This is a genomic window from Prevotella sp. 10(H) (assembly GCF_000711235.1).
Taxonomy (GTDB): domain Bacteria; phylum Bacteroidota; class Bacteroidia; order Bacteroidales; family Dysgonomonadaceae; genus Dysgonomonas.
Genome location: NZ_JOMI01000007.1, coordinates 296,120 through 309,602 on the forward strand (window position 1 = coordinate 296,120; position 13,483 = coordinate 309,602).

Here is a 13,483-nt window from a genome sequence, read left to right on the forward strand (position 1 = left end):
ATACACGAAAGCGATATCAACCTGCAGACGGCAACCGTCATGGCAACCGCTCCGTTTGCCGCACAGGTAGAGCCAGACAAAACCACCGACTATGTAGGAAACAAAGTCTACGAAAACGGCAAGCTGAAACGCATACTGATAGACGGCGGCTATATAGAGGGCAGCGCTTACTACTTCTTTATGACCGACCATCTGGGTAACAACCGTGTTGTAGCCGATCAAAGAGGAACAGCCATACAGACCAACCATTATTATCCTTTCGGTATGGCCTATGCAGAGAACTCGACAACAGAACAGGGTAAGCAGCCTTATAAGTATAACGGTAAGGAACTGGATCAGAATCATCAGCTGAATATGTATGATTACAGTGCCAGGTTTTATGAGCCAAGTATAGGTAGGTTTAGTACGGTGGATCCGCATGCAGAAAAGTATTATTCTATGTCTCCGTATGTTTACGCAGCTAATAATCCAATTAAAATTATTGATCCATTAGGCACAGATACAATACATGTAAACCCTAATGGTAAGCCAAATTTGGTTGAAGGGAAAATGATAATTCATCCTGGAGGAAATGGAAATGTTTTTATTCAAGATCAAGAATTAAATGAGGTTATAATTGAGCGTAATAGGCCAAAAAGTAGAAATGATTATGCCGGATATTCTTTTTCTGGAACAGCAATTGTTGGCATTGGCGTTTCGTTTAATATAACAATAGGCGTAATAGGAAAGGATGGGGCTTTTATTCAACCATCTTTAGCTTTCGGCTATGGACTTGATGTATCAGCTTCGTTTGTAGGTCAAACTGGAGTTTACCAAGGACCACTAAGCCCTACTGCTACTTCAATGGAAGGTACAAGTGATGTTGAAAATTTTAGTTTATCATTCATTACAGGGGGACAATCTAAAGATCAGGTTAAAGTTTTTAAGGATATGAAATGTCGGACACCTAATGGTACCGTAATAAATTCTGTACCAGTTTTTGTTGATGGGAATAATTGGAAAATTAATTCTCATGGAGCAACTGTAGGTCCTATTCCTTTTGGATATACTAATATGACTTCTTATACTCCTACAACATTTTATTTATATAAAAAATGAAAAAATATAAAATACTTTTATATCTATTTTTAATTATGCAGATTATCTTTAATAATAATTGCACAGGAAATAATGAAAGTATTGCAGAGTACAACGAAAAAAGTGAGTTTAGTTCAGTTATTTTAAATATTTATATAGATACGAAAAATCATCATCTTTATCGATTTAAAATAGAAGGATTAGAAAATGATTTTTATTCGGCATATTATATAAACTCATGGAAATATGCATCTATAGGTGATTCTATAATCAAGAAAAAAGGAGAACCATTTATTATAATAAAAAAAGGTGATGGTTCGTATAAAAAATTCGAGACTCAAGTAAAGTAGGTATCCAATTGGGATGCTGTACGCTGTTTCTACGGGTACAGATATTCAATCGTATAAGTACAACGGTAAGAAATTGGATCAGAATCACCAGCTGAATATGTATGATTATAGTGCGAAGTTTTATGAGCCGGGGATAGGTAGGTTTAGTACGGTAGACCCGTTGGCGGAAAAGTATTATAGCTGGTCTCCATATGCCTATGTAGGGAATAATCCATTGAAGTATATTGATCCTACGGGAATGGATTGGTGGTCTACAAATAATCCTGAGGAAATAGAAAAAGTATTGCTCGCTTTAAAATCGGGAGAAAGTATCGACTCACAAGAGTTTGGGGACAAATGGACACGTATAGAAAGTGTATCGGAAAATGATTATGCGATTTTTGACGACGAGTCTTCAGACTTTAGTATAGACGGAAAATCGTGGAAAGACTTTCAAGGATTCGGTGCTAAAGAAGGAATCGGATTAGGTACAGGGCTTATGTCACTTGGAACCGCAGCAATCTGGGGTAATTATATGTCTGATATGGAGTTAGCTAACTCAGGGAAATTTAGATTAGGAAGCAAAGCTTATAATTTGGCATATATGGGAGGACGAAGTCATAGTGGAACTCTAGTGAAAAATGCTAAGGCTACTTTTATGTCAGGTGTTAAATTGGGCGGATATGCAAAGGCAGGTAGTAGCGTACTCTCATGGATAAGTGTAGGCACCAATGCTTATAGTTTATATAGTGCAATAGACTCGCAAGACGCTGCTGCGACTTTTAAAAGCAGTATTGATGGCGTAATGACAGGGGTTGGATTTGCGGGTCCTGTAGGAGCTGGAATATCTGCATATTGGTTCCTTACAGAACCGGGGAGAGAAAAATGGCGAACGCATGCTTTAATGCCATATACAGAGATTACAGGGGGTATAGTTTATCCTACATTCCTTGGTCCATTTTAAAAATATAACATATGTCATTATTTAATTATATTTTTTATCGCATCTGCTCTTTTTATGAAAAAAAAGAATTAGATAAAACAAATCCTGAGATATACGCTTCAGCTATAATTTCAGGAATGCAATTATCTGTTTTTTTATTTTTACTGAGTATATCTAATCTAATTAAACTGAATAATAAAGAAGAGTTTATGTTACTATTTATTCCATTATCTATAATTGTAATGGTAATAAATCTATTTTTTGTTTTTACGAAAAATAAGTATAAAATAGTGAAAACTCAATGGGAAAATGAAAATAGGAAAAGTGCCTTTATTAAAGGTCTATTAATTGTATTTTGGATTATTTTAATTTTTCCTCTAGTAATTGGAAGTATTCATTTTTTTAAATCTTAGAATTGTGTAATATAAATTAAATAGTAAAAAATAATATCTGTTACCTTTATTATCTTTTACTATATTAGTATAATTCGTTAAATTTACCCCGTGTTATAGACGATTATGACAACCGCTCCGTTTGCAGCACTGGTAGAGCCAGACAAAACTACCGACTATGTAGGCAATAAAGTCTACGAAAACGGTAAGCTGAAACGCATACTGATAGACGGGGGCTATATAGAGGGCAGCGCTTACTACTTCTTTATGACCGACCATCTGGGTAACAACCGTGTGGTAGCCGACCAAAGAGGAACAGCCATACAGACCAATCATTATTATCCGTTCGGAATGGCCTATGCAGAGAATTCAACAACAGAACAGGGTAAGCAGCCGTATAAGTACAATGGTAAAGAGCTGGATCAGAATCACCAGCTGAATATGTATGATTACTCGGCTAGGTTTTATGAGCCGGGGATAGGTAGGTTTAGTACGGTAGACCCCAAAGCGGAGAAGTTCTACTCTTGGTCACCATATGCTTACACATATAAAGAAGAAAATGGAGTTTGGTTATCTGAATTGATACCACCTCAATATATAGATAATTTTTAAAATGGAATTAATAGAAATTAAAGGCTTGTTTTGTATGGATAAGGGAGCCCCTTCTCCTACAATTATATCTAATGATACAGAGTTATTTATTGTTTTCTATATGGATATAGATGACATGTTGGCATTACATCAAAGAAATATAATATACGATTCAGGAGTAGTTGTTTTCAAGTTTGATAAATATATTAAATATACGTTTGGAATGCCTGGTAATGAAACAATACAGGGGCATCCCTATAGTAAACTCGGAATTAAATCTTATTCTTTCTATGAATTAAAAAATTCTGATTTTATAAAAGAGCTTCAAAATATAGACAAAATACATCCATATTATAATCAAGAAAAATGGTATAAATACAAACATTACATTTTGACTTTCCATGATAATATGTTTGAATGTATTGCTCAGGGTTTTACTATTAATGAGGAAAATATAACATTATATAATCCAGCGTCACTAATATTGAACAAGATGTTGGCAAAAGATATCTGAGTAATAGATTTGCAATCTATTTTTTCGTCCTTTAGAATTACAACCTACTATAAAACAACAATCCTACCCTTATCATTATCGGCAGGATTCTTTATCTATACTCTATATAGTTTGCTTAACGTAAAAAAGTAAAAAAGTAACAAAGAATAAACACTTACAAAACCTGTTATTTTTGTTACCTTTTCTTATATTAGTATAATTACTTAAATTTACCTCAATCTATAGAGATAGCCAACCCGCACACCAAAGGGCGGATAAAATACACGTACTCGGCAGGAGGTCAGAAACTGAAAGTAATACACGAAAGCGATATCAACCTGCAGACGGCAACCGTCATGGCAACCGCTCCGTTTGCCGCACAGGTAGAGCCAGACAAAACCACCGACTATGTAGGCAATAAAGTCTACGAAAACGGCAAACTGAAACGCATACTGATTGACGGCGGCTATATAGAGGGCAGTACTTACTATTTCTTTATGACCGACCATCTGGGTAATAACCGTGTTGTAGCCGATCAAAGAGGAACAGCCATACAGACCAACCATTACTATCCTTTCGGTATGGCCTATGCAGAGAACTCAACAACAGAACAGGGTAAGCAGCCGTATAAGTACAACGGTAAGGAGCTGGATCAGAATCACCAGCTGAATATGTATGATTACAGTGCCAGGTTTTATGAGCCGGGTATAGGTAGGTTTAGTACGGTCGATCCACATGCGGAAAAGTATTATTCGATTAGTCCGTATGCGTATGTGGCGAATAATCCATTGAAGTTTATTGACCCGACGGGAATGTACTATGACGATTATCCTAATAGACAAGGAACTTATTTAGGTACTGATAATGATCCGAATTCTTTTAAAGTAAGGGTTATGGAGGATAACTCTTGGTCGAAAAATAGTAATGGTGATGGGACTATTGACCATAAAATGGGTGTTGCAAATTCTGATCTCCATTCTAAATCTGGAATTACTGAAAAAGCATCTGTAAATATTTATAGACATTATAATCCTCAAAATAGAAGATTGGTTGCAGACAAGGGTAAATATTTAATGCAAAACAAAGTAGCTTCCATAAATAATGAAATAACAGATAATTATATTAAATTAAATTTGAATAACTTATCAAGAGATGGTGTTGCAGATCAAGTTTACGATATAGTTAGCTCCTTTGTTCATGAAAACACACATGGGGATGATTTTAAAAATTTAGGAGTTTCTAGAATGAAAAAGATGTCTGTGGAGCAGTCAGAAATTAGGGCACTTTCAGCTCAAGCAAAACATTCTTCCTGGGAAAAAACATCATCTAATTATAAAAGAATGATGGCTAACTATGCAAATTCACTGAAAATTATAGTACCTGGAGTAAATCATTCTTTTTTGAAAACATCTATTAATGCGCCTTTAAAAATTAAGTAAAATGTGTAAGTATATATTTATTTTATGTGCAATATTAGTAAATTGCTTTATCGTAGTTAATGCTCAAGTGCAAATGGATATTCAAGAGATGGATATATCAAAATTGAGACGGGGTTTAAATACGAAAAGAATAACTAATGGTACAGATACAACAAATATATCTATCTATGAGTCAGTTACAATTGATGCGCCATTCCTTGAAGCAAAAATAGAATTGATTAACAAGTCTGAAAATAAAAAAATGATATATCCTGATAGCTCATTTATATATATAACATATTTATTTGAAGGAAAAAAATTTAAAAAAGAGATGTGTTTTTATTATTTAAAAGATGGAATTGTAAATGATGAGAAATATATTATTTTACCTGCTCATGAAAGTATTCTAATTTCTTCTTCTTGTAATATAGCAGCAACTTCTACTATAGAACTTAAATTTTACAAAGAACAAGATAATACTATAAATGTTATGAAGATTTTACCCACATTAAAATTCCATTATAAAGATAAGTTCGGGTTAAATATTACTCATCAGAATGTTTTTAATGTGAATGTATGGGAGTGGTCTTCAAATTCATCTGATTTTTCTATTCCAAATGGATATTATATTATTCCAGAGTGATATTTTTACTTTTTGTTATTGTAATAGCAATCTTCTCATTAATTCTACATGAGAATTAATGAGAAGATTGCTTATCTATATCATACCTTTTTGCTTTATAAAGCAAAGGGAAACTAAAGCTATAAAATATGTTACTTTTGTTACCTTTTCCAATTATCAATATTTAGAACTTATTCTAGCTATTTAACATTAAATTATAGAATATATATTAATTTTACAAAATATTATATTTACTAATTAACACAATATGAAGAAACATTACCTACTTATTATTGCGGGACTTTTGTCTTTAACAGCAATGAACTCTTTTGCTCAAAAGAAAACAACCGGCACAACCAAGAAAGCTGCACCGGCTACAATGACTAAAGCTACTGCCGGTAAAATAATTGAAATGACGAATGGAGTTGTAGATATCTACAACGAGCAACTGGGTGAGATAAAGGATGTAGCGGATTGCCTCGAACGTTTCGAAAATACAATAAATTCCGTTGCCCAGAACCCTAATACGACCGCTTATGGTGCTGCATGTAATAATATAAGGCCGTTGCGTGCCGACCTTGTAGACAAGATGAAGGCCAAGGCAACCCTTGCTCCGTCATTTCCTGAGAAGGCGGCTATACTGGAAGGGATAGACAATATTAATAAGGAATTTGAAACCGCAAAAGAACGTTGCCATACTGTGCAAGAGTATTTTAAGACAAAACAATATAAGGAAGATGACGAAACATATTCCAAATACACGGCCTTGTTTGACGAATTTCTGGCTTCGTATGAAAATATAAACAGCCTCTTTAACAACACAATGGATCTGGCATCTGCTGCCGGTGACCGTGCCGAAGTAGTGATCCTGAAAACACATCCTTTGGCTACAGTTGTCGTGCCGATGAAGACTAATCTGATTGCAGTGTCGCAGCTTATGTCGAAATGCAGACAGGAAGAGCCTGATGCCGAAGCTGTAAAAGCTGATATTGCGGCTATTCGTGCAGCATGTGAAAAAGACAAGGTAATAACGCCTGCCATTAAGACTGCATTATCGAAAGGGCAGAATGCAGAAGACCGTTTCCAGCGCTTTTATGAATATATGGCAGAAGCGATGAATAATGCGGATAATTTTTTAGAGTATCTAGACCCGAATAAAGAAATAACGGATGTAGACACTATAATGAAGGAAACTGTCAAAACCGCCCGCCAGAGACATTTGAAAAAACATTATACTAAAGTACAGGATTATTACCGATATATGGTCGATGCATATAACGGACTTTAATTATCTTTAGGCAGAACAGGAGAGCGGCTTGTCAGGGATAAGCCGCTCTTTTTTTAACAGGTATAAGAAAATAGTCATCAAATGAATAAAGATCTGAATTACTATTGCGATAAATGGGAATTATTGCCCGACGGAGAAAGTATACAGACTTATACAAGCCTGTTACAACCTGTTGTGCATAATAATATGTCCGTTATGCTGAAAATAGCATATGTATCGGAAGAAGAAAGAGGAAACAAACTGATGGTGTGGTGGAACGGGAAAGGAGCGGCGCAGGTATTCGAATCGGATGATATGGCTATCCTTATGGAAAGAATTGATGGTAGCCGTTCTTTATATGAGATGGCATTTAACGGTCAGGATGATGAAGCTACAAAGATTATATGCGATGTTGTAAAACTGCTTCATTCAAACAGCAGGCCGCCTTTTCCTGAATTAGTGACATTGGATGTTTGGTTTCAGGATTTATTTAATTCGGCAACAAAATACGGAGGCATTTTCAAAACATGCAGAGATATAGCCCGGCAGTTATTGAATGAGCAGGACAATGTAGTTGTACTTCATGGCGATATACATCATAAGAATATTCTTTATTCTGATAAAAGGGGCTGGCTGGCTATTGACCCTAAGGGATTAGTCGGGTGTAGGGCTTTTGATTATGTAAATGTTTTATGTAATCCGGAAAAAGAAATTGCTTTGGGCAACGGACGATTGATGAAGCAAATAAGTGTAATCAGCAAAATGGCAGACATTCCGGAGAAGAATCTTTTAGAATGGACTATCGCTTTTGCCGGATTATCGGCAATATGGTTTTTAGATGATAAGGATGAGGAAAATGCAAACTTCCGTTTAGAAATTGTTCATGAGGCATTAAAAGAATTGAGCCGCTGGTGATTACCGGAAAACTGCTGCGGGAAAGAGCCTTCTTATTATATTATTCTTAAAAAGTTTTATCTAGTTTACTATGCATATAAATAAATATTATTATATTTGCACCCGAATTAATGAAATTCTTCCTTAGCTCAGTCGGTTAGAGCATCTGACTGTTAATCAGAGGGTCCTTGGTTCAAGTCCAAGAGGAAGAGCAAAAGCAGCTATAATATGTAGCTGCTTTTTATATTTTAATACTAATATTATTACATTCGGTAGGCTTATACTGAATCTTCAATTCCTGCTGGAAATGTTGCTCGGCAAAAGCCTCAATTAGTCGCATGTTAATCTCAAATAAGATGTTTTTCTGATAGAACAAAAATAACCTTTTAACAAACACATAAAAATCAAAAATATGGCAGAACCTTTTAAGAATATGTACAATGAGCAATTTTTCGATAGGTTTGCGAAAGATTTGAAGCTTGTCATCAGCGACTTTGATGCTCGTGGATTTGTTTCCCGCATAATGGATGCAGAATGGGAAAACAGGGAATTTAAACAACGTTGTAGCCATATTACGACAGTTCTGAAAGATTTTATGCCGGCAGATTATAAAGAGGCAATCGCTAAAATAATTGAAATGTTAGACCATGTGGAAAAATCACAGCCTGATTTTTCAAAAATAGACGATACGAAGTTCGGCTTAATATTGGAGTATGGTATGATTCTGGATAATTTTGTTGAGCAATATGGGCTGGACGATTACAAAACCTCTATAAAAGCCATAGAAAGAATCACTCAGTTTACAAGTTGCGAATTTGCTACACATTCTTTTATTGTAAAATATCCGGACGAAATGATGAAGCAAATGTTAGTCTGGTCGAAACACAAACATTGGGGAGTAAGACGGCTGGCATCAGAAGGTTGCCGTCCGCGCCTTCCCTGGGCAATGGCTTTGCCGAATCTGAAAAAAGATCCGGCACCTATTATTCCCATTTTAGAAAATCTTAAAAACGACCCTGCAAAAAATGTACGCTTGAGTGTAGCTAATAATTTGAACGATATTGCAAAAGATAATCCTCAAATTGTGATCGATCTGGCGAAAAGATGGCAGGGGAAATCGAAAGAAGTAGACTGGATTATTAAACATGGTTGCAGGACACTCTTAAAACAAGGCAATACGGAGGTGATGGCGTTGTTCGGCTTTGGCTGTATAATTAAAAATATCAGCATTGAGAATTTCCAAATTCCAAACCCCGAAGTTAAAGTTGGAAACTCGTTGGAATTTAATTTTAACCTGTTGAACAATAACAATGAAAAAGCTAAAATACGGCTTGAATACGGAATCTACTATCAGAAAGCCAATGGAACACTGGCAAAGAAAGTTCACAAAATCAGCGAAAAAGAATATGCAAAAAATTCTATTACAAAGATTATCCGAAAACATTCTTTTAAGCTGGTCACAACACGTAAATTTCACCTCGGGCTTCATCAGGTTGCTGTAATCATCAATGGAAACGAATTTGAAAAATATAATTTTGAATTGATTGAATGATAAATACTGATCACAACAAATTATAGATATTAAGAGAGGCCGAACGTGTGATAGTACAGCCTCTTTATTTTATACATATGTGATATCATCTTATCTCTTTTACACTAATAAGCTGTTTGCCATTTCCCTTTGCTGATCAAAGAAATCCCGTCTTTCTTTTCCTCCGCTGATGCTGATCAGGGTAGAATATTTCCTGAGAGATTCGATAAAGTATTTATGCATTTTACTGATTTTCGGATTCAGCGAGATTAGGGTATTCATCAGGTAAATATTATCTATATATGCAAGTTCTACATTATCGCCCTTTATATAAGTATAATTATGCTCGAAGTCGATATCCGATAAATATACTTCAACCGGGTTGCCGGCATAGTCCGTTCCATGCATAGCTATTCCTTCCAGTTTATTAAGTAAATGCAGGAATTCTTCTTTTAGCAGAGACAAGTCTTCATCTGATATTAGTTTCAGTAAATGAAAATGTTTCAGTTCACCTAAGAAAGATTTGAATATATTCCTGTCATAAATAAACGTTAGCTTTGCCGACTCAAAATTTTGGTTACCGAGCATTTTCATAAGTGCTTGTATGTCATCCGGCAATTTCAATTCATTATATTTGATGCTCTTATTATGGTTGTGGGTTTGATATGTCCATTTGAATATATAGAATTTAGCAAGGTTATCATAAGGTAACAGTAAAGAATAAGGGACAACATTCCATGTTGTCATCACTTCGGTCGCAACGCCTAAAATTGTATTGAACGAGTCCTCATGCTCATATAATTTCTGGTAATTGTAATGAATGAGATTGTCGGGATCCATTCTTAATTGAAAAGTGAGTTCCCTGTTTCCGGATGCAGCTATGTCGTCAAGAGAAATACCTAGTTTCGAAGTTATAAGGCATGCTTCGGTAAATGTAAATGGTACTTCACCGCGTAAACGACGATAAGCAGATTCTTTGCTCAGAGAAGTAGCTTCCATTATGCAATCTGCCTGATCCAACTTCGATGGACAGGCCTTAATAATCGCCTGGATTAATTTGCCGTTGAAATCTGTATTTGGCATCAATAGTAAGGAATTAGTAAATTGTTATCTCTTAATAGAGAAAAAGTCTGTTAGGCAAATATACCGAATAAATCATATCTTTCAAATAATTTTCACAAGTTGTATGAATCTGTTTTTGTTAAGTTAACAGATGTCGTATATTAAGCTTAGTTTGCTAAAAAAATAGAAGGTGAATGTGTGATTTTTATCGTATTCCTTAGCTTTCATATATATTGGGAACAACAGTTTCCTCAATAAAATCCTGATAAGATTCGACAGAAAAATGAGAACCCTCATCCACTAGATTCAGATGGCAGTCGGATAATAAGCGGGCAGTTATTTCTGCGGTTTCGAATGGTACGATTTCATCCTGTTTGCAATGCTGCATATATACTTTGGCTTTAATGTCGGAAAGGTCGAATCCCCAATCTTCAAACCTTATTCTTAATTCTTGTCCTACTCCGAAACAATTATTTTTTATAGAATCCTCTATGTAAGGGATATGTGCCATTTCTTCCGGCATATTGGCGAAGAACATATCGAATGCAATCTTCTCAGCTTCTTGCTGGGATATATCTTTTATAATCGGATATGGCCATTTCGATTGAACGTTTTCGTTATAAAGAGCAGGTATTCCGCTGTAGACATATATATTCCTGACGAGATCAGGACAGGTAATGCCGATTGCATAGCCGTAAGGCGATCCGGCAGAGGAACTCAGTATATCGAATTTCTCTAAAGACAGCTCTTTGGCCAGACTGTAAATTATCTCTCCCCATTCTTTATAATTATCAAGAAAAATAGGAGAGGATTGTCCATATCCGGGACGGGCAACACAAATTATCCGTGCACGTTTTTTCAAGCAATCCGTAAACAGGCTATCGTCTTTTATACTTGCAATCATGCCATGTTGCACTATGATGGGAAAGCCGCTCGGATTACCGTATTCCAAATAAGAAAGGGGCTGATTGCGATACAAGAAATATTTCATGATAATTTGTGTTTAATAGTGCTTATCTGTAACAAACAACCTATAAATTTATTAAAATATTGCGAATAAGAAAAGCCGGCCAAAACGGCCGGCTTTTCTTATCTTAGAAAAATATCAGAGTCGTATTACATTATTCGTATTTAGAATTCTGTATTAAATTACCTTCACTGTAATTAATCTGTGATTGTGGAATCGGTAGATATTCGTCCCTGCCTTTCGTAAATTTGGCGGTCTTGTAATATTCACGTCTGGTTTTTTCCACCTCGAGATATTTATTTATCACTTCATCGGCCACTCCCCAACGTACCAAGTCGAAGAAACGGTAGCCTTCCATTGCAAATTCCAACCTTCTTTCGAAGCGTAACGCCTTCCGTGCAAAATCCTGATTCCATGTGCAATTTTCACCCGGCTTATATTCCCCGATTTTGTAAGTAGATGCGTATGTGTTGTCATCGAACGCAATCATAGCCCTGCTGTCGGATGCCCTTCTTCTGACCATATTTATAAGTTCCAGTGCTTCCTGCGGTCTGTTGAGTTCTATAAGGGCTTCGGCTTTGAATAACAATACGTCTGCATATCTCATAAGTACAGTATTCTTTGTACTCGACATGAATGGAGGAACTTTTTTGAAGCAGTCGCATTTATAATGCATTACTTCTTTCATCGAAGAATAATGCCCGTAAACCTGTGGCGCTCTTGCCCAGCTTTTATCATATAATGTTGTATTGTCATACTTCCAGATATGTTCGGGAATTCCTACGGTATGATCCAGTCGGGGATCGATATTATGGGTCTTAAAATCTACCGGATCGATAGGACTGTAATTATTAAATGTATCAAACAAAGGCAATCCTTCGTTGCTCGTCTGAAAAACGTTTACGAGATTCTGGCTTGGTATATGGAATCCGCAGCATCCGTATGGCCCTATCGGATGATTCAACAAGCTGCTACCGTCTATTCTTCCGCTTCCTGTTCCATCGTTCATTGAACGTTGTATGGCAAAGATAGATTCTTTACCGTTGTCATAATCAACGATAAAATTATAGCCGAAGTCTTCGAAAAGACCGTATTTCTTCGACTGGATAACTTCATCCATCAATAAGACCACCTGTTCCAAAAGAGCTGTGTTGATTTTGGTTACCTGATGAGATTCATCTTGTTCGTATGCCTGGTATAGTAGTGTTTTGCCATAAAATGCCTTTGCAGCAAATTTGGTAGGGCGGCCGGGCTCTTTCTGTGAGTCGGGCAAACCTTCTGAAGCCGCCTTAAAATCTTCTGCTATTTTCGACCATAGTTCATTATTCGAGTATTGCCTGTTAGAGATTAATTTATATTCGGCTTCATCCATTGTTTCGTCTACATAAGGGAAATATTTCCATATCAGCTTAAGCTGCAGGGTGTACCAGCCTCTTAAAAATCTCATCTCGGCAATTCTTTGGTGCTTATTGGGATAATCTGATTCGCTCATCCCATTCAGGAATTCCATCGCTCTGTGCACTCTGGAAATGCCCACATAGAATTTCCACCATCTGTAGTCCATCCACCCGTTTGTGGCCCTCATTTCGTTATATACATCCAAGCCGTGATAATCACCGCTGTCACTCAGCCCGTCACCGCCTTTGTGTGCGTCGTCGGAACGGACATTGCCGTGCGGCCAGTTGGAATTCGGGTTTTGATAATGGTCATTGCCCAGTTCAGAGTATGCGGAGGTAACCATCTTTTCGGTATCTTCGGGATTGAATATACCTTCTTTTGTAACCATCCCTTTTGGCGTTACATCCAGAAAATCGGAGCAGGATATGAGAGTGCATGTTATGGCTAATGTGCATGTAAAGATTATATGATATATTTTTGTTTTCATTGTTATTGTTTT

The 13,483-nt window shown here is 36.2% G+C and carries 14 protein-coding genes and 1 tRNA gene; 12 read left to right on the forward strand and 3 right to left on the reverse strand.

Annotated elements, in window-relative coordinates:
• Positions 1-39: 39 nt before the first annotated feature.
• The 12 genes from K348_RS18825 to K348_RS0112825 all read left to right on the forward strand — a co-directional run bounded on the left by K348_RS18825 (position 40) and on the right by K348_RS0112825 (position 9,578).
• On the forward strand, positions 40-1,098 hold the full coding sequence (locus tag K348_RS18825; RefSeq protein WP_051697854.1) for an RHS repeat domain-containing protein: 1,059 nt from the start codon (positions 40-42) through the stop codon (positions 1,096-1,098).
• Complete coding sequence (locus K348_RS0112770) at positions 1,095-1,427, forward strand: hypothetical protein (RefSeq protein ID WP_029905330.1); 333 nt, start codon at positions 1,095-1,097, stop codon at positions 1,425-1,427. The genes K348_RS18825 and K348_RS0112770 overlap by 4 nt, the downstream gene beginning before the upstream one ends.
• Before the next feature lie 13 nt (positions 1,428-1,440).
• Positions 1,441-2,370, forward strand: coding sequence for an RHS repeat-associated core domain-containing protein (locus K348_RS0112775; RefSeq protein ID WP_029905331.1), 930 nt, complete (start codon positions 1,441-1,443; stop codon positions 2,368-2,370).
• An 11-nt stretch (positions 2,371-2,381) separates the two neighbouring features.
• On the forward strand, positions 2,382-2,762 hold the full coding sequence (locus K348_RS0112780; RefSeq protein WP_029905332.1) for a hypothetical protein: 381 nt from the start codon (positions 2,382-2,384) through the stop codon (positions 2,760-2,762).
• A gap of 105 nt (positions 2,763-2,867) precedes the next feature.
• Positions 2,868-3,353, forward strand: a complete 486-nt coding sequence (locus tag K348_RS0112785; RefSeq protein ID WP_051697855.1) for an RHS repeat domain-containing protein — start codon at positions 2,868-2,870, stop codon at positions 3,351-3,353.
• Between the two features lies 1 nt (position 3,354).
• Positions 3,355-3,846 (forward strand): hypothetical protein, encoded by a 492-nt coding sequence (locus K348_RS0112790; protein WP_029905334.1) that lies wholly within the window; start codon positions 3,355-3,357, stop codon positions 3,844-3,846.
• Positions 3,847-4,181: 335 nt separating this feature from the next.
• Positions 4,182-5,264, forward strand: a complete 1,083-nt coding sequence (locus K348_RS18830) for an RHS repeat domain-containing protein (RefSeq protein ID WP_051697856.1) — start codon at positions 4,182-4,184, stop codon at positions 5,262-5,264.
• A gap of 1 nt (position 5,265) precedes the next feature.
• Positions 5,266-5,886, forward strand: a complete 621-nt coding sequence (locus K348_RS0112800) for a hypothetical protein (RefSeq protein ID WP_156032881.1) — start codon at positions 5,266-5,268, stop codon at positions 5,884-5,886.
• Positions 5,887-6,133: 247 nt separating this feature from the next.
• Positions 6,134-7,153, forward strand: coding sequence for a hypothetical protein (locus K348_RS0112805; RefSeq protein WP_029905337.1), 1,020 nt, complete (start codon positions 6,134-6,136; stop codon positions 7,151-7,153).
• 81 nt (positions 7,154-7,234) lie between these two features.
• Entirely contained in the window at positions 7,235-8,047 is an 813-nt protein-coding gene (locus tag K348_RS0112810; RefSeq protein ID WP_029905338.1) for an aminoglycoside phosphotransferase family protein, read from the forward strand.
• Between the two features lie 117 nt (positions 8,048-8,164).
• A tRNA-Asn gene (locus tag K348_RS0112815) sits at positions 8,165-8,238 on the forward strand.
• Positions 8,239-8,438: 200 nt separating this feature from the next.
• Entirely contained in the window at positions 8,439-9,578 is a 1,140-nt protein-coding gene (locus K348_RS0112825; RefSeq protein WP_029905339.1) for a hypothetical protein, read from the forward strand.
• A 99-nt stretch (positions 9,579-9,677) separates the two neighbouring features.
• Here the strand turns inward: K348_RS0112825 and K348_RS0112830 are convergent, their stop codons facing one another.
• The 3 genes from K348_RS0112830 to K348_RS0112840 all read right to left on the reverse strand — a co-directional run bounded on the left by K348_RS0112830 (position 9,678) and on the right by K348_RS0112840 (position 13,471).
• Positions 9,678-10,640 carry a hypothetical protein gene (locus tag K348_RS0112830; RefSeq protein ID WP_029905340.1) on the reverse strand — a complete coding sequence of 321 codons (963 nt, stop codon included), beginning with the start codon at positions 10,638-10,640 and terminating at the stop codon, positions 9,678-9,680.
• 196 nt (positions 10,641-10,836) lie between these two features.
• Positions 10,837-11,610 carry an alpha/beta fold hydrolase gene (locus tag K348_RS0112835; RefSeq protein WP_029905341.1) on the reverse strand — a complete coding sequence of 258 codons (774 nt, stop codon included), beginning with the start codon at positions 11,608-11,610 and terminating at the stop codon, positions 10,837-10,839.
• A gap of 130 nt (positions 11,611-11,740) precedes the next feature.
• Complete coding sequence (locus K348_RS0112840; protein ID WP_029905342.1) at positions 11,741-13,471, reverse strand: RagB/SusD family nutrient uptake outer membrane protein; 1,731 nt, start codon at positions 13,469-13,471, stop codon at positions 11,741-11,743.
• Between the last annotated feature and the right edge of the window lie 12 nt (positions 13,472-13,483).